Source organism: Vreelandella venusta (genome assembly GCF_015689495.1).
GTDB lineage: Bacteria > Pseudomonadota > Gammaproteobacteria > Pseudomonadales > Halomonadaceae > Vreelandella > Vreelandella venusta.
The window spans coordinates 2,158,058-2,173,296 of record NZ_CP065135.1; the positions used below are offsets into that span (position 1 = coordinate 2,158,058).

At 49.9% G+C, this 15,239-nt stretch carries 16 protein-coding genes and 4 tRNA genes; 8 read left to right on the forward strand and 12 right to left on the reverse strand.

The features are described from left to right. Positions 1–32: 32 nt before the first annotated feature. The 7 genes from IR195_RS10315 to IR195_RS10345 all read right to left on the reverse strand — a co-directional run bounded on the left by IR195_RS10315 (position 33) and on the right by IR195_RS10345 (position 4,577). The gene (locus tag IR195_RS10315) at positions 33–1,622 is read right to left on the reverse strand and encodes a peptide chain release factor 3 (RefSeq protein ID WP_125748033.1); all 1,590 of its coding nucleotides are present in this window, start codon (positions 1,620–1,622) and stop codon (positions 33–35) included. A 356-nt stretch (positions 1,623–1,978) separates the two neighbouring features. Beyond that, positions 1,979–2,188 (reverse strand): putative motility protein, encoded by a 210-nt coding sequence (locus IR195_RS10320; protein ID WP_089040872.1) that lies wholly within the window; start codon positions 2,186–2,188, stop codon positions 1,979–1,981. 104 nt (positions 2,189–2,292) lie between these two features. Next, the gene (locus tag IR195_RS10325; RefSeq protein WP_206049697.1) at positions 2,293–3,534 is read right to left on the reverse strand and encodes an NAD(P)/FAD-dependent oxidoreductase; all 1,242 of its coding nucleotides are present in this window, start codon (positions 3,532–3,534) and stop codon (positions 2,293–2,295) included. 545 nt (positions 3,535–4,079) lie between these two features. Then, positions 4,080–4,154, reverse strand: a tRNA-His gene (locus IR195_RS10330). Positions 4,155–4,200: 46 nt separating this feature from the next. Next, positions 4,201–4,275: transfer RNA gene (locus tag IR195_RS10335), tRNA-His, on the reverse strand. Positions 4,276–4,331: 56 nt separating this feature from the next. Then, positions 4,332–4,408: transfer RNA gene (locus IR195_RS10340), tRNA-Arg, on the reverse strand. A gap of 92 nt (positions 4,409–4,500) precedes the next feature. Next, positions 4,501–4,577: transfer RNA gene (locus IR195_RS10345), tRNA-Pro, on the reverse strand. A 336-nt stretch (positions 4,578–4,913) separates the two neighbouring features. Here IR195_RS10345 and folD point away from each other — a divergent pair. Then, positions 4,914–5,780: a bifunctional methylenetetrahydrofolate dehydrogenase/methenyltetrahydrofolate cyclohydrolase FolD gene (folD, locus tag IR195_RS10350; protein ID WP_125748045.1), complete on the forward strand. Its 867-nt coding sequence runs from the start codon at positions 4,914–4,916 to the stop codon at positions 5,778–5,780. A gap of 48 nt (positions 5,781–5,828) precedes the next feature. Then, entirely contained in the window at positions 5,829–6,542 is a 714-nt protein-coding gene (gene mtnN, locus IR195_RS10355) for a 5'-methylthioadenosine/S-adenosylhomocysteine nucleosidase (protein ID WP_206049698.1), read from the forward strand. Between the two features lie 74 nt (positions 6,543–6,616). Here the strand turns inward: mtnN and pyrC are convergent, their stop codons facing one another. Then, the gene (pyrC, locus tag IR195_RS10360; RefSeq protein ID WP_206049699.1) at positions 6,617–7,654 is read right to left on the reverse strand and encodes a dihydroorotase; all 1,038 of its coding nucleotides are present in this window, start codon (positions 7,652–7,654) and stop codon (positions 6,617–6,619) included. A 149-nt stretch (positions 7,655–7,803) separates the two neighbouring features. Between pyrC and IR195_RS10365 the strand changes: the two genes are divergently transcribed. Genes IR195_RS10365 through IR195_RS10375 form a run of 3 tightly spaced genes read left to right on the forward strand, consistent with a single transcriptional unit; the run spans position 7,804 to position 10,080 of the window. Continuing rightward, positions 7,804–8,220, forward strand: a complete 417-nt coding sequence (locus IR195_RS10365; RefSeq protein WP_125748054.1) for a hypothetical protein — start codon at positions 7,804–7,806, stop codon at positions 8,218–8,220. 7 nt (positions 8,221–8,227) lie between these two features. Further along, on the forward strand, positions 8,228–9,502 hold the full coding sequence (locus IR195_RS10370) for an ATP-binding protein (protein ID WP_125748056.1): 1,275 nt from the start codon (positions 8,228–8,230) through the stop codon (positions 9,500–9,502). A 38-nt stretch (positions 9,503–9,540) separates the two neighbouring features. Continuing rightward, positions 9,541–10,080: a response regulator transcription factor gene (locus IR195_RS10375; RefSeq protein WP_083004453.1), complete on the forward strand. Its 540-nt coding sequence runs from the start codon at positions 9,541–9,543 to the stop codon at positions 10,078–10,080. A gap of 52 nt (positions 10,081–10,132) precedes the next feature. Here the strand turns inward: IR195_RS10375 and IR195_RS10380 are convergent, their stop codons facing one another. Both IR195_RS10380 and hybE read right to left on the reverse strand, forming a co-directional pair. Then, the gene (locus tag IR195_RS10380) at positions 10,133–10,906 is read right to left on the reverse strand and encodes a 3-hydroxybutyrate dehydrogenase (protein WP_125748059.1); all 774 of its coding nucleotides are present in this window, start codon (positions 10,904–10,906) and stop codon (positions 10,133–10,135) included. Between the two features lie 76 nt (positions 10,907–10,982). Further along, positions 10,983–11,420, reverse strand: coding sequence for a [NiFe]-hydrogenase assembly chaperone HybE (gene hybE / locus IR195_RS10385; RefSeq protein ID WP_206049700.1), 438 nt, complete (start codon positions 11,418–11,420; stop codon positions 10,983–10,985). 130 nt (positions 11,421–11,550) lie between these two features. On the opposite strand from hybE, the gene IR195_RS10390 reads away from it, so the two are divergent. Both IR195_RS10390 and IR195_RS10395 read left to right on the forward strand, forming a co-directional pair. Beyond that, positions 11,551–11,814, forward strand: a complete 264-nt coding sequence (locus IR195_RS10390; RefSeq protein WP_125748065.1) for a GrxA family glutaredoxin — start codon at positions 11,551–11,553, stop codon at positions 11,812–11,814. Between the two features lie 134 nt (positions 11,815–11,948). Further along, complete coding sequence (locus tag IR195_RS10395; RefSeq protein ID WP_146943410.1) at positions 11,949–12,716, forward strand: VOC family protein; 768 nt, start codon at positions 11,949–11,951, stop codon at positions 12,714–12,716. 36 nt (positions 12,717–12,752) lie between these two features. On the opposite strand, the gene IR195_RS10400 is transcribed toward IR195_RS10395, so the two are convergent. Together IR195_RS10400 and IR195_RS10405 are read right to left on the reverse strand one after the other, a co-directional pair. Continuing rightward, entirely contained in the window at positions 12,753–13,418 is a 666-nt protein-coding gene (locus IR195_RS10400; protein ID WP_206049701.1) for a CoA transferase subunit B, read from the reverse strand. Positions 13,419–13,463: 45 nt separating this feature from the next. Beyond that, positions 13,464–14,162: a CoA transferase subunit A gene (locus IR195_RS10405; protein WP_125748071.1), complete on the reverse strand. Its 699-nt coding sequence runs from the start codon at positions 14,160–14,162 to the stop codon at positions 13,464–13,466. Between the two features lie 147 nt (positions 14,163–14,309). Between IR195_RS10405 and IR195_RS10410 the strand changes: the two genes are divergently transcribed. Beyond that, complete coding sequence (locus IR195_RS10410; protein ID WP_125748074.1) at positions 14,310–15,215, forward strand: LysR family transcriptional regulator; 906 nt, start codon at positions 14,310–14,312, stop codon at positions 15,213–15,215. Positions 15,216–15,239 lie beyond the last annotated feature (24 nt).

A 15,239-nucleotide genomic window follows, 5' to 3' on the forward strand; every position in this document is an offset into this window, starting at 1 on the left:
ACAGGGAAGTCACTATAGTAAGAAAGGTTCGATCAGTGCTCGCGCGTGGGCTGAAAACGAATATCTGGCCAGCGCTCTTGGGTCATCTGCAGGTTGACCCGCGTCGGCGCGATATACGTCAGGTAGCCGCCGCCATCGATAGCCAGGTTGGAGCTCGCTTTACGCTTAAACTCTTCCAACATTTTGGCGTCTTCGCAATAGACCCAGCGTGCGGTTTGTACATTGACCCCTTCATACAGACAGTCAACTTTGTACTCTTCCTTCAAGCGGTGAGCAACAACGTCAAACTGCAGTGTACCGACAGCACCAAGAATCAGGTCGTTGTTATCCATCGGCATAAAGACCTGCGTAGCGCCCTCTTCGGAGAGCTGCTGGAGCCCTTTCTGAAGCGCTTTCATTTTTAACGGGTCTTTTAAACGAACACGCTTGAACAACTCTGGCGCAAAGTGAGGAATGCCGGTAAAGCGCATATCTTCACCAACAGTGAAGGTATCCCCAATCTGAATCGTGCCGTGATTGTGTAAGCCAATAATATCGCCTGGCCAAGCCTCTTCTACCTGCGAACGATCTGACGCCATAAACGTGAGCGCATCGGCAATTTTTACATCTTTGCCTATCCGCACGTGGCGCATCTTCATATTCTTTTCGTACTTACCGGAACAGACACGTAAAAAGGCAATACGGTCACGATGGTTGGGATCCATATTCGCCTGAATTTTAAATACGAACCCAGTAAAGCGATCATCTTGAGCGGTTACTTCGCGGATGTCTGTCTGGCGTGGCTGGGGCGGCGGCGCGTACTCAACAAACCCATCCATCATTTCGCGTACGCCGAAGTTACCCATTGCGGTACCAAAGTACACCGGCGACAGCTCACCACGACGATAGGCATCAAGATCAAACTCATGGGAAGCACCACGCACTAATTCGACTTCCATGCGCAGCTCTTCGGCCTGCTCTTCACCAAGTACAGCGTCAACTTCCGGGTTATCTAAACCCTCAATTCGCTTGTCATCTGGAATACGGCTGCCTTGTCCCTGGGTATACAGATGAATAACATCGTTATAAAGGTGATACACGCCCTTAAAGTGCCGCCCCATGCCAATCGGCCATGTCATCGGCGCACACTGGATATTCAGTACAGTCTCCACCTCGTCCATGACTTCGATAGGGTCGCGGATATCGCGGTCCATCTTGTTGATGAACGTTAATATAGGAGTGGTGCGCAAACGGCAGACTTCCATCAGCTTAATGGTACGATCCTCAACACCTTTCGCACCATCAATCACCATTAACGCGGAATCCACCGCAGTTAATGTACGGTAAGTATCTTCGGAGAAATCCTCGTGCCCTGGGGTATCCAGCAAGTTCACGATACGCCCACCATAAGGGAACTGCATCACCGACGTCGTGACCGAGATCCCGCGCTCTTGCTCCATCTTCATCCAGTCTGATGTGGCATGGCGATCATTACGCTTGCTCTTAACAGAGCCAGCTAGCTGAATAGCATTTCCGAATAACAGCATTTTTTCGGTGATGGTGGTTTTACCAGCGTCGGGGTGCGAAATGATAGCGAACGTCCTTCTAAGTTCCGCCTCACGAGCCAACTGTGTATCTTTCATCTTACCTCTACAGAGATTTGTACTCAGCTATGCACTTAACCTGAAGGTCACCGACGCTGAGATGTTCAAAATGGGGCAGATTGTAACGTTATGAGGGGTTTGGTGCTATGTTCATTGAGTCAGCGCAGTGGTTATGCCTAGCAAGTGTTTCCCAATTGCTTCAATCATAGCCTTGGTGAGCGGCAAATGGGCTTTTTCTTTCGCCCATACTTCATGGAAGTCAGCTACGGTTTGCTTGGCAGTCTCCAACACCAATTTTTCTGGCAAAGCGACGGCATCCACTAGGAAAGCAGTTAAGGGGAATTAAAAAAGCGCCGAACATGTCGGCGCTTTTTTTCGAACTGATTTTTATTTGGCTAGGCGTAAGTATTGACCTGAGTCCCTACGCTGCCCTCTTGGGCAAGGCTTGGCTGAGCGCCCATATTGGCAGAAGCAAGCACTTCCGACACTTGCTGTGCTTGCATATCAAGCGCCTGCTTAAAAAGCTGCATCTGTGCTTGTTCAGCAGATTGTGCTTGATTCATATAGAGTGCGGTGCTCACTGCGTTGCTTACGGCAACATCCATCATTCACCTCTCGATCTGAATATGTTTTACCAACATAGCAAACATCATGCTTTACTACCAAGCATCCCGCTTATCAGACACTTAGACAACCACTACTTCACAGGTTAGAAACGGTCAGCCTTAAAGGGCGTCATATCAATCTCAGTTGGCTCACCTTCTATCATATCCGCCAACAATTGCCCGGTAGCAGGACCTAAGGTAAATCCTTGATGCCCATGCCCAAAAGCCAACCACAGACCTTGATGCTTGGGAGCCGGCCCTATAACAGGCTTCATGTCAGGCAAACATGGCCGTGCGCCTTTCCAAGCAGAGGCATCGCGACGCTCAGCAAGGGGGAATATCGTGCGGGCAACTTTTTCTGCAGCCGCTAACTGCTGCTCATCTGCTGGCGACTCAAGCCGGTCAAGCTCAGCCCCGGTGGTCAACCGAACGCCTGCATTCATAGGGGCAAGCAAGTAACCCACTTCCGCATCCATTAACCAATAGTGAAGCTTTTTAGAAGGTTGTGTGGCGTAGTGCATATGATAGCCACGCTTAACAAAGGTCGGGAAATGGTAGCCTAAGCCTTTCAACCAGCTACCTGCCCATGGGCCCAGCGCAACAACAACTTGATCAGCTTCTAGGCACTCAGCAGCCGTATCGACTTGCCAGCGCCCACCTTGCTGCTTCAACCCCTTAATATCAGTTTGCAAAATACGCCCGCCTTGTTGCACAAAAGCATCGGCATAAGCGGCCACCAGCCCACCTGGGTCGGCAACTGTCCAAGGGTCAAGCCAGTGAATAGCACCAATAATATCGCTACCTAAATCTGGCTCTTTAGCCTCTAATGCAGCGCGATCCAAGACATCAAACTGAACACCAAAATTATCCCGGGCGTCTTGTGCTTCTTTTACGCGTTTTTCTAGCTCTGCTGGCGTACGATAAATTTCCAGCCAGCCTTCTCGGCGAACCAAGTGTTCAGCATTTGCCGCTTCAATCATAGGACCGTGAGTCTTCAAACAGAGCTGTATCAATGACGCATACTCAGGCACTATTTTTTTATAGTGGCGGCTGGAGGAGTTATGCCAGTAGCTCAACAACGGCGAAGCAGCATTAAGCATGCCTGCAGGTCGATAACGAATATCAACACGCTTATTTGGCAGCACGCTCAGGATGGTTTTCATATCCCGCGGGAAAGCATAAGGGCGAACCGCTTCGCGCTGGATAATGCCGGCATTGCCGAAAGAGGTTTCACGACCAGGTTGGCGGCGATCTACTAGCGTTACTTGATGGCCACGCTGCTGAAGGTGCCATGCAATGCTAACACCAACCATACCTGCCCCTAACACCACCGTTTGACGTGCCATTGTGTTGCACTCCCTAAAAGAAAATACTGACTACAGATCAAATGATTATTTTCAACAAATAACTGACTAAAAAATATCACTAACCAAGCAGCAATAACATAGCTTAAAAAACTGTTTTAAGCCCAAAAAGCAGCAACAAATATCGCATTAAAAAATAATATAGATGACTTCACTACACGTACCGCCAAAGCCATCAAAACGCACCAGCACTGCTTACTAAAGACCTTTTTAAGCGGTTCATCAAGCGCAGACCTACCCGCTCTGCTATGGCGGTATCGCAATAAGAAGCCTAGGAAAATTTCGCAATAATTTCAGGTAGAGAGACATTTTTCGGACACAAAATGAATCAAAGACAAAACCTAGGAAAGGCATTACGTAGCAAATAAGGCGAAAGAGGCTTAAAACACGAAGAGGTTTAAAACATGAGTGACCAAAAACGCAAAATAGCCGAACATAGGTCAGCTTGATTTCAAATAAAATAATTAATAAAGGGGAAAAGCAATGATAACGCGAGAGGAGTTTTCTGAGGATAACAATAAGGTTAATGGGGTGGATGATGGGGATCGAACCCACGACCACCGGAGCCACAATCCGGGGCTCTACCACTGAGCTACATCCACCACAACCTAAAACTGGAGTTGCATACAATTAATATGCGTCATCAAATGGGGTGGATGATGGGGATCGAACCCACGACCACCGGAGCCACAATCCGGGGCTCTACCACTGAGCTACATCCACCATTGATGAAGTACTGACTTACATGTCTTACCGAATGCGTCCATCAAAAGCTTTAATGGCACGCCCAGCAGGACTCGAACCCGCAACCTACGGCTTAGAAGGCCGTTGCTCTATCCGGTTGAGCTATGGGCGCACATAAAGCATTCTAAGAGACTGAATACTGATGAGCACTTGACCACAACCAATGTTCGGAAAAGCAAGTTACCACCTTCCGCGCTAGGTATGTGGTCGGGATGGAGGGATTCGAACCCCCGACATCCTGCTCCCAAAGCAGGCGCGCTACCAGACTGCGCTACATCCCGATTTCTTACCTTAGACGCTGCTGCATGTCCCGTCTCAAGCGAGGCATATATTACTATTTCTGAGATTAAAGTCAACACCTAAAGTGATTGATTCGTTAGAAGCTTTGCCTCGTCGCCCTAGCATGCGAAAATCAGCCCTTATCGAAAGCCCGTGACCTCCTGCGCTCAGCCACGTAATTTCAAGTGCTGAGTGATAGATAGCGGGGTTTAAGTATCGGTGTTCAGGTACACAGGTTCGGGTAAGATGCCCACCCGCCGCCCTTCCCATACTTTAAACGCCACGGCCTAGACATAGTCACCCAGCTTCGTTTCTAACCTTCACAGGGATTCTATTACATGACCGCCCAACTTATCGATGGCAAGGCCATCGCCGCTAATGTCCGCCAGCAAGTTGCCGAGAAAATCAGCGCGCGCCAGCAAGCTGGCGATCGGGCACCTGGACTAGCTGTTGTTGTGGTCGGGGAAGACCCAGCTTCCCATGTTTATGTCAGCAACAAACACCGTGCCTGTGAGCAGGCAGGTATTCTGTCTTTTCAACATGCGCTACCCGCTGATACGCAGCAGCATGAACTGGAAGCGCTGGTCGATCAGTTAAACAACGATGCAACGGTTGATGGCATTCTTGTTCAACTGCCATTGCCAGAGCATTTAGACTCTCGCCCTATTCTAGAGCGGATTCGTCCAGACAAGGACGTCGATGGTTTTCACCCATACAACATTGGTCGTCTGGCGCAGCGTATGCCTTCGCTCAGGCCCTGCACGCCTAAAGGTATTATGACCATGCTCGCCCACAGCGGCATTGCCGTGCGAGGATTAGATGCCACTGTTGTCGGCGCGTCCAACATTGTTGGGCGGCCAATGGCGTTGGAATTGATGCTGGCAGGCTGCACCACAACAGTATGTCACCGCTTCACTCTGCAGCTTGAGTCTCATGTGCGCCGCGCTGACTTGGTTGTTGTCGCTGTTGGCAAACCTGGCATCGTTAAAGGGGAATGGATCAAACCGGGCGCTATCGTGATTGACGTTGGCATTAATCGCCAAGACGACGGCACGCTCACTGGTGACGTTGACTTTAAAGCCGCGGCAGAGCGCGCCAGCTTCATTACTCCCGTGCCTGGCGGCGTTGGGCCGATGACCGTTGCCACGCTGCTTGAAAACACGCTAGAAGCCGCTGAACGGCACGACAAAGGCCTAGACCAGTAGTGATACAAACACCACTGCCGTTAACGATTTCTTAAGGAGTAATCACAAGTGCAACGAATCGGAATCATCGGCGCGATGGCGCAGGAAGTGAATATACTGGCAGAACAGCTAGAAGACGCTGAACGCTACGAGCATGCTGGCTTCGTTTTTTATACGGGCACACGCCACGGCCTGGAAATTATTGTGTTGCAGTCAGGGATAGGTAAGGTCAATGCGGCGGTAGGCACCGCGATTTTACTTGAGCGGCACCAACCTGATGCGATCATTAACACCGGCTCCGCAGGTGGCTTCGCGAGCGATCTTGCTATTGGTGATGTGATTATTTCAGATGAAGTTCGCCACCATGATGTTGATGCCGTGGTCTTTGGCTATGAGATTGGTCAAGTACCTGGTATGCCTGCAGCCTACCAAGCAGATAAGCAACTTCGGGATATTGCCCGTAACGCCATTGCCGAATTAGGTGAAGTTAATGTGCGTGAGGGATTGGTTGCCACAGGGGATGCCTTTATGGCCGACCCTGAGCGTGTCGCTACTACCCGCGCCCAGTTTCCAACCATGCTAGCCGTTGAAATGGAAGGCGCCGCTATTGCACAAACATGTCATCTCTATAACTGCCCATTTGTGGTCATTCGCGCGCTTTCAGATATACCCGGCAGTGGTGACAATCACCTGTCATTCGAGCAATTTTTGGACATCGCGGCTGACCATTCCTCACGGATGGTAGATCAAATGCTGGTCGCGCTTGGTAAGATGAAGCAATAGAGCTCAGAAAAAGTGCCTCAAGCGTTAACAAAACGGAGCCGTTGGCTCCGTTTTTTTTGGCCTGCCATCAAGCGCTACGCTTTCAGCTTCCATGCCAGGCTCTCACCCGCCATTAACGGAATGATATGCTGACCAGCTGTATAGGGATAATGCGCTGGCAGGTTCCATGAACGACGCTCCAACGTCACGCTATCAGCATTAACTGGCAATCCATAAAAGCGCGGTCCGTTTAGACTGGCAAACGCTTCTAGCTTGTCCAAGGCATCCATTTCTTCGAAGGCTGTTGCATAGAGTTCAATGGCAGCAGGCGCTGTGTATGCTCCTGCGCAGCCGCAGCTAGACTCTTTATCGCCTTGGGCATGAGGCGCACTATCGGTCCCCAAAAAGAATTTAGGACTGCCACTGGTCGCTGCTTTTAACAACGCTTGGCGATGCTGCTCACGCTTCAATATCGGCAAGCAGTAATAGTGCGGACGAATACCACCCGCCAGCATTTTGTTGCGGTTAAACAGCAGGTGATGAGCCGTAATCGTAGCGGCAATGTTATCAGGTGCCGCTGCAACAAACTCAGCAGCCTGCTGGGTCGTAATATGCTCAAACACTACCTTAAGCTTAGGGTGTTTAGCCAAAAGCGGTTTCATCACCCGCTCAATAAACACCGCCTCTCGATCAAAAATATCAATCTCATGATCGGTCACCTCACCATGCACTAACAGCGGCATGCCAACGCTGGCTAGCATCGCAATAGTGTCATCGCAGTGTGCAATGTCCGTGACACCTGATGCAGAGTTAGTGGTTGCACCCGCGGGATACAGCTTCACGGCTTTTACGACACCACTTTCAGCAGCACGCTCGATTTCTTCAGGCGGCGTCGTGTCGGTCAAATAGAGCGTCATCAATGGCTCAAACGCACTGCCTTCGGGCAGCGCGGCTAAAATTCTCTGCCGATACGCTATTGCTTGAGCAGTCGTGGTGATCGGCGGCGTTAAATTAGGCATTATAATCGCACGCCCCATTTGGGCGGCGGTATGACCTACCACAGCGCTTAGCGCCTCATCATCACGTAAATGAAGATGCCAATCATCGGGGCGAGTTAACGTAATAGCGTCCACGGCAAGTCCTGTGCAGAAATGAATTTAGTCAAAGAGTCAGGACAGTATACCCAATACGGGTAACGGATAAATCTCCCCTATCCATCCCACAGCCGTTCCCAAGTGTCGTATCATGGCGGCACTTTGTAAGGTCAAGGACTCAGTTTTTTATGCAGAATGTGCGTCGCTATGCGGACATAATCGCTAGTATTGAAGGATTACTATGGCTTGGCCTTGCCTGGTCAATATCCTTTTCGATGTATTATGGGAGTACCGAACCGACACTGGCTGTCTTGTTCGTTGTTGGCGCGCTCGTGTTATTCGGCTGGGCGCACCGTCCAATGCGCTACTTGTTGAAACGCTACCACGTACGTAAGCGCCGCACTGACATGTGGATACATACACTAGCGCTACCACTCTTGCTCGCTATGTTTTTCCATATCATGTTAGAGGCCGTACTGGGCAGTGCCTGGCTACCGCCTAAAATGCTGCTATTCAACCTGCTTGCCTCAGCGGGATGGCTGACGTTCGTTATGACGTTATTTATAAAATATGTGATTCACAACGTGAAAACATCGAGCAAGTAACTCCGCTATGCCTACCGCCCTGCCTCTTCCGCTCTCGACGCCTAACCGTAACCTTGTTCGATTAACGATCGTCAGGGGGATTACCTGGACCGGTTTCTTACTGGCCATTATCGTTGGCATTGAGTTGCTCGCTTTCGACTTGCCAGTGACCGCAGTCGTCAGCGTTGTGATTGCAATGGGGATACTGAATATCGTCACATGGTGGCGCTTAGGCAGACCAAAAGCGGTTAATCATTTTGAATATCTTGCCCATTTACTGGCCGATATTGCAGGCTTAACGCTACTCTTTTATTTTTCAGGCGGTTCAACAAATCCCTTTATTACTTACTACTTAGTGCCAGTCACTATCGCCGCTGCAACCCTTCCCTGGCGGCATGCATGGATCATCGCCGGCTGTTCAATGGCAGGTTACACCTACCTGATGTTCTTTTATCACCCGATACCTCAGCTGGGTCACATCAACAGCGACGGCCCACTAAGTCTTCATGTATTGGGTATGTGGCTTAATTTCGGCTTATCAGCCGGGCTGGTCACGTTCTTCATCTACAAAATGGCTCACGCCCTACGTAATCGCGATAAAGCACTCTCTCGCACGCGAGAGGCGGCGCTGCGCAACGAGCAAGTGTTAGCTGTCGCTACCCAAGCCGCTGGCACGGCTCATGAGCTTGGCACGCCGCTTTCAACCATGGCCGTGCTACTAAATGAAATGCACCAAGATGCGCCTCATGACTCTGTCTTACAACAAGATATAGCCATTCTTCGTCAGCAGGTAGAAGTGTGCAAATCGCGCTTACAACACCTTGTTGCAACGGCTGACCGTCGGCGCATGGCAGAACCCGAGATACTAGATGCTGAACTGTGGCTAGCTGCCGTTGTGCAACGCTGGCTCGTTATCAGGCCAGATGTTAGCCACTTTTTTGATGTTGCCGAAAGACGCGGCCGCCCCTGGTTGGCCGTCGATGCCACATTAGATCAAGCGCTAACCAATTTGCTGAATAACGCCGCCGACGCTAACCCAGAGCAAATTGCTATTCGACTGGATTGGCAAGATGAAAGCGTTGTCATTGATATTCGCGACCATGGACCCGGCATCGCAATGTCGATTGCTGATCAACTAGGCGACACGTTTATTTCCACCAAAAGCAAAGGCATGGGGATCGGGCTGTTTTTAACCCATGCCACCATTAATCGTTTCGGTGGTGGAGTAAGCCTGTACAATCATCCGGAAGGAGGCACGTTAACGGAAGTAACTTTGCCTCTTTGTTCCGCCCCTGATAAGTAACAGCGACGCAGAGCATTCGCCAGAAAATCGAGGACATCATGCAGACGCAAGACCAACGCCTTTTAATCGTCGACGATGATGAAATGTTTTGTCACGTGCTAAGCAGAGCGCTTACGCGTCGTGGTTTTGAGGTGCAAGTTGCCCATGATGCTGATCAAGCAATGACACTGATCACGCAGTTCATGCCCACAATGGCGACACTTGATCTAAAACTTGAGCATAGTTCGGGGCTTAAGTTACTGCCTGACATGCTGGCAAGCGCACCGAATTGCCGCATTGTGGTATTAACGGGGTATTCGAGCATCGCCACAGCAGTAGAAGCCATCAAACTCGGTGCCGTTAACTATCTGTGTAAACCAGCAGATGCTGACGATGTTATTGCAGCTTTTGACCATCAGGATGGCGACCCAAATATTGAGCTAGCCGACAACCCTCCCTCTATCAATCGTATAACGTGGGAGCACATTCAAAAGGTGTTGCAAGAGCACGATGGCAACATTTCAGCCACGGCTAGGGCACTCGGTATGCATCGGCGCACATTACAACGTAAATTACAGAAGCGCCCGGTACGCAGGTAATTCGTCCACTCTTTGCGCAACAACGACGCAAAGAGTGGACATCAACGTACTGTTATTGGGCGGTCCAGCCTAGATCAATGTTCCAACTAGCTCCCGTTACTGCGCCTGCCGCATCGGAAGCTAAATAAGCAACTAACTCAGCAACCTCGGATGGCTCAATCAAGCGCTTAACCGCTGCGTTTTTTAGCATGACTTTTTCAATCACTTCTTGCTCACCCATGCCATGAAGCTTGGCTTGGTCGGCGATCTGATTATCTACCAGTGGTGTTTTTACATAGGCAGGACAGATCGTATTAGCGGTAATCCCCTGCTCACCTCCTTCTAAAGCAGCGGTTTTCGTTAGTCCAATCATGCCATGCTTGGCACTGATATAAGCGGCTTTGCCAGGTGAAGCTACCTGCGCATGCACAGACGCAATATTAATCACACGCCCCCAGCCCTTTTTACGCATATGCGGCCATGCTGCCTGGGTGAGCAAAAACGGAGCCGTCAGCATTAAATCAATGATTTGGCGCCACTTCTCTTCAGGGAACGTTTCAATGGAAGCGACGTGCTGAATACCTGCATTATTAACCAAGATATCGACGCCACCAAAGCGCTTAACCGCCTCAGCAATTGCTCCGCGGCACGCATCGGGGTCGGTTAAGTCCCCTTGGTAAAATGCGGCGCCAGCCGCCTCAGCGACTTCTTTTCCAGCCGGATTAAAGTCCACGGCTAACACTTGAAAGCCTTGTTTGCAGAAATGCTTCACCACCGCTTCACCAATACCGCTACTGGTACCAGTGACCACAGCAACACGGGGTATAACAGCTTTTTCAGAAGACATAAACGTTCCTTTTGCCGAGATTATTCAGAGTAAAAATGTAAAAACAGACAGCCTAGATAGAAGTAGACTTTGCTGCCTAACCACCCTCTGGAGAAGGTCCATCAGACACCATTAGCTGCGTCATCATGCGCTGGGCCAATCGCGCAGCTTCCTGCATACTTGCTAGATCATTTAGATCCTCCAGAATGACGCGTTTATAGAGCTCGCTGCCGTTGGGCAACTGTTCATATGAAAGCGAATAATGGCCAGAAGGCAGGGTGAGACGTAGTACATCCCCCAAGGAATCATGCTGATCCAGACTTGGCACAACCACTAACCACATTGCACAAGGTGTTATTAACGCACCTACCAGTAGCGACGCATGCCCTTCTTCCCAGGGCTGGAAGCACAATGCATCGACACCAAGGCAAGGGTTATAATGACTCGACTGCTTCATTGAACGCAGATACGTATCTCGATAATGCAGCGCCAATTCAGCTAAGCGCGGATATTCTTGGGCAGCTAAGGTTCGCATACGCTCTTCCAATTATTAAACATTCACCCATAACACGGCTTAATGGAGCATGTAGTGTAGCGCTATTAGCCAAACTGCATGCGCTACGCCACAATAGGCAACCCATTTTTATCCTAAAGGAGTTTCTACGATGTTTGTGGTAATTTTTGGCCGCATGTCATGCCCTTTCTGCGTACGCGCAAAACTTCTCGCAGAGCATTTAGAGAGTAACGGAAAGATAGAAGGCTACCGCTACGTTGATATGCCCTCAGAAGGCGTTACCAAGGAAGATATTGCAAAAACAGCTGGCAAGCCTATCCATACCGTTCCTCAGGTGTTTATTGACCAACAACACATAGGTGGTTTTACTGAGTTCGACCAATTTGTCCGTCAACAGCAGCTGCTGGCTTCTTAACCCGGCTTCTGAACCCTGGCGTTAAAACTGACGTTAACACCCGTTGAACAACCAAATCTTCGCTTGCCTATAATGAAGTATCACAGCCATGTGACAACTCATGTGATGTTCGATTAGGCGGCGAGGGTACCCCAATGCAGCGAGAGGAGTTTGTTCAACAGCTTTGGCTGGACTACATGCATACGCACCCAGACCTTGGCGGCCTAAGATTATGGCCACTCAGCACGACAGCCGAGTATTTAACCTTAGTAACACTAAACTATGGTCCCTTTGCTGCTAGCGAGCTCAACCCCAGCCTTGCCCATATGGGCTACCGTTCAGTTGGCCATTACGCTATGGCTGATAAAGGCCTTTTAGTGCATTTACTTGCACCTAATGACAATAGCAGTTGGCTAGTATTAGCAGAGTTGCAGCTGGGAACGCTTTCAAAAGCCCCCCGCGAAGCACTCACGCAGCTCGTACTACAAAGCCATCCGGCCGATTGCCAAGGGCAAAATTTGCTATGCCGAGGACGCCCATGGCCAATGCCCTCTTGGGCACTCTATCAACAGCTGCAACAGGCGCACCCCCTCGCCGCCTGGCTATCGATAATGGGCCCTAGACTGCATCACGCAGGTTTCGACTGCTCAACGATTGGTGAGCCTCTAGACACTTTGCATAGCCAGCTTGAAGCATGCGGTATGCCTAGTTTCGAGGGGCAGCAAAACGGCGTATTTTCCGTGTCATCGCTACTTGAGCATCGATTTTATCCTGCAATGCCACAAAAAACTGTTTTCCACTCAGGTGATGAGCATCGCCTTTGCCTGGGGGGGCTAGCACTCGTGCAAAAACATGTCGGCGACGGTCATGAGCGCACTGCTGAAATCCTACTGCCTTACCACACGCGCTGCGAAATGGCGTGAGCGGGTTAGCTCACGCCTCGCGTAGTCGACTAAGGGTTATTCAACATCAAACGTCATTTCTGGAACATGATCGGGCACAATCAGTTTGCCAGCTGTTTTTTCTATAATTTCTTCAACACTGACCCCCGGTGCGCGCTCTTTGAGAATAAAAGCACCGTCTTTAATTTCCAGATAAGCGAGGTCGGTCAATACGCGGTTAATGCACCCTGCCCCTGTTAAAGGAAGCGTGCACTTTTCCAGCAACTTGGACTCACCGTGTTTCGAAGCGTGCGTCATGGTACAGATAATGTTTTCTGCGCCAGCAACCAAATCCATTGCGCCGCCCATCCCTTTGATGAGCTTACCTGGCACCATCCATGACGCAATATTTCCCTCTTGGTCCACTTCAAAAGCCCCCAGCACGGTCAGGTCTACATGGCCACCACGAATCATGGCAAATGATTCTGCTGAAGAGAAAATAGCAGCCCCGGGGCGAGCGGTGACCGTCTGCTTACCGGCGTTGATCATATCAGCATCAACTTCTTCTTCGGTGGGAAAACGCCCCATGCCCAGCAGTCCATTTTCGGACTGCAACATGACATCAATACCGTCAGGCACATAGTTGGCAACCAACGTAGGTATGCCGATACCTAAATTAACGTAAAAACCATCTTCAAGTTCGCGTGCAACGCGCTGCGCCATTTGCTCACGTGTTAAAGCCATGGTGTATACCTCTTATTGAGTAAAAATGTCTAAACCAGAGAGCGATCAGCTACGTACCGTGCGTTTTTCGATGCGCTTCTCGAATGAGCCTTGAATAATGCGATCCACATAGATACCGGGGGTATGGATCTGGCTTGGCTCCAGCTCGCCTGGTTCAACAATTTCCTCAACTTCTACAACCGTTATCTTGCCTGCGGTGGCTGCCATAGGATTGAAGTTCTGTGCCGTATGTCGATATACGACATTACCGTAGCGATCTGCTTTCCAGCCCTTAACAATCGCAAAGTCACCGGTAATAGCTTCCTCTAAAATATAGTGGCGACCATTAAATTCACGCACCTCTTTACCTTCACCGATAGGCGTTCCGTAACCAGTAGCCGTATAAAATGCGGGAATACCTGCGCCACCGGCGCGCATTTTCTCGGCCAAGGTGCCTTGGGGTGTTAGCACAACTTCAATTTCGTTGTTAAGCATTTGTTGTTCAAACATTGCGTTCTCGCCAACATAAGAAGCGAGAATTTTGCTAATCTGGCGATCTTCGAGCAGCACACCTAGCCCGAAACCATCAACACCGCAATTGTTAGACACTACCGTGAGGTCAGTAACAGCCCGACGTTTAATCTCAGCGATTAAATTTTCAGGAATGCCGCAAAGGCCAAAACCGCCAGCAATAACGGTCATGCCACTTTCGATACCTTCCATCGCTTCCTCATAGGAAGATACACGCTTATCAAATCCTGCCATTGTTATGCCTCGCATTATTATCAGTGGTACGTTGCACGCGTCGGTATGATGCGATTGGATCTGTATAGCCAGTGTTGTACCAGATGATATATTTGTTAAGTTTGTTTTTCTTATCAATTTATATAAAAAACTCATCAAAGGGCCAGTATGACCGTTAAGCAACTTCGCGCTTTCCTTGCGGTAGCCCAAACTCTGAGCTTTACCCAAGCCTGTGAGCGTCTGCATTTGTCTCAGCCAGCGCTCAGCCTGGCCATCAAAGGGCTTGAAGATTCGCTAGGGGGAAAACTGTTGATACGCAGTACCCGTAGCGTCCGACTCACACCTGAGGGTGAAACGCTTATCCCCCTGGCGAAGCATTTACTTGCTCAGTGGGATAATACTGAGGAGCGACTTCGCCAGCGCTTCACTCTCCAGCTTGGCCGTTTAAGCGTAGCAGCCATGCCCTCTTTTGCCTGTAATCTACTGCCTAGCGCTTTGGTTACCTTCCGTCGGCAATATCCAAAAATCAATATCACTGTCCATGATGTTATCAACGAAGAAGTCATCGACATGGTGCGCTCTCGCCAAGTGGAAATAGGCATTGCCTTTTTACCCGAAGGAACCGGCAGTTTAACGTTTACGCCGCTCTTTGAAGATCAATTTATCGCTGTTGTACCACCCCAATCAGGCTTGGCCCAGGCCAACACACTGAGCTGGGCCACACTGCTGCAACAGGATTTTATTACTCTGCAACGCCCATCAATGGTGCGCAGATTGCTAGAGCAGGGGCTTGCCAAACAACGTATTGACTTACCGGTCGCTTTTGAAAGCCATCAGCTCTCAACCGTTGGTAGAATGGTGGCAGATGGCTTAGGTGTAAGTGCCGTACCGTCAATGTGTATTCAGCAAATGCACCAACTCGGTGCCCACTGTGTTCCCTTAACCTCACCAGGCATTGCCTGCCGAGTTGGCATACTGACGCATCATGAACTATCGGTCGCCGCACAAGCACTAAGCAAAGTGCTAATCGAAGGCATCAATACGCCGACACTAACGCCCAAACACGCTCATTAAGCATGCTAAGGTTTCGTAATATAC

Bases quoted from the DNA above. Each gene is read 5' to 3' on its own strand.
- IR195_RS10315 (WP_125748033.1), bottom strand. From the start codon at position 1,622: ATGAAAGATACACAGTTGGCTCGTGAGGCGGAACTTAGAAGGACGTTC.
- IR195_RS10320 (WP_089040872.1), bottom strand. From the start codon at position 2,188: ATGGATGTTGCCGTAAGCAACGCAGTGAGCACCGCACTCTATATGAAT.
- IR195_RS10325 (WP_206049697.1), bottom strand. From the start codon at position 3,534: ATGGCACGTCAAACGGTGGTGTTAGGGGCAGGTATGGTTGGTGTTAGC.
- folD (WP_125748045.1), top strand. From the start codon at position 4,914: ATGACCGCCCAACTTATCGATGGCAAGGCCATCGCCGCTAATGTCCGC.
- IR195_RS10365 (WP_125748054.1), top strand. From the start codon at position 7,804: ATGCAGAATGTGCGTCGCTATGCGGACATAATCGCTAGTATTGAAGGA.
- IR195_RS10370 (WP_125748056.1), top strand. From the start codon at position 8,228: ATGCCTACCGCCCTGCCTCTTCCGCTCTCGACGCCTAACCGTAACCTT.
- IR195_RS10375 (WP_083004453.1), top strand. From the start codon at position 9,541: ATGCAGACGCAAGACCAACGCCTTTTAATCGTCGACGATGATGAAATG.
- IR195_RS10380 (WP_125748059.1), bottom strand. From the start codon at position 10,906: ATGTCTTCTGAAAAAGCTGTTATACCCCGTGTTGCTGTGGTCACTGGT.
- hybE (WP_206049700.1), bottom strand. From the start codon at position 11,420: ATGCGAACCTTAGCTGCCCAAGAATATCCGCGCTTAGCTGAATTGGCG.
- IR195_RS10390 (WP_125748065.1), top strand. From the start codon at position 11,551: ATGTTTGTGGTAATTTTTGGCCGCATGTCATGCCCTTTCTGCGTACGC.
- IR195_RS10395 (WP_146943410.1), top strand. From the start codon at position 11,949: ATGCAGCGAGAGGAGTTTGTTCAACAGCTTTGGCTGGACTACATGCAT.
- IR195_RS10400 (WP_206049701.1), bottom strand. From the start codon at position 13,418: ATGGCTTTAACACGTGAGCAAATGGCGCAGCGCGTTGCACGCGAACTT.
- IR195_RS10405 (WP_125748071.1), bottom strand. From the start codon at position 14,162: ATGGCAGGATTTGATAAGCGTGTATCTTCCTATGAGGAAGCGATGGAA.
- IR195_RS10410 (WP_125748074.1), top strand. From the start codon at position 14,310: ATGACCGTTAAGCAACTTCGCGCTTTCCTTGCGGTAGCCCAAACTCTG.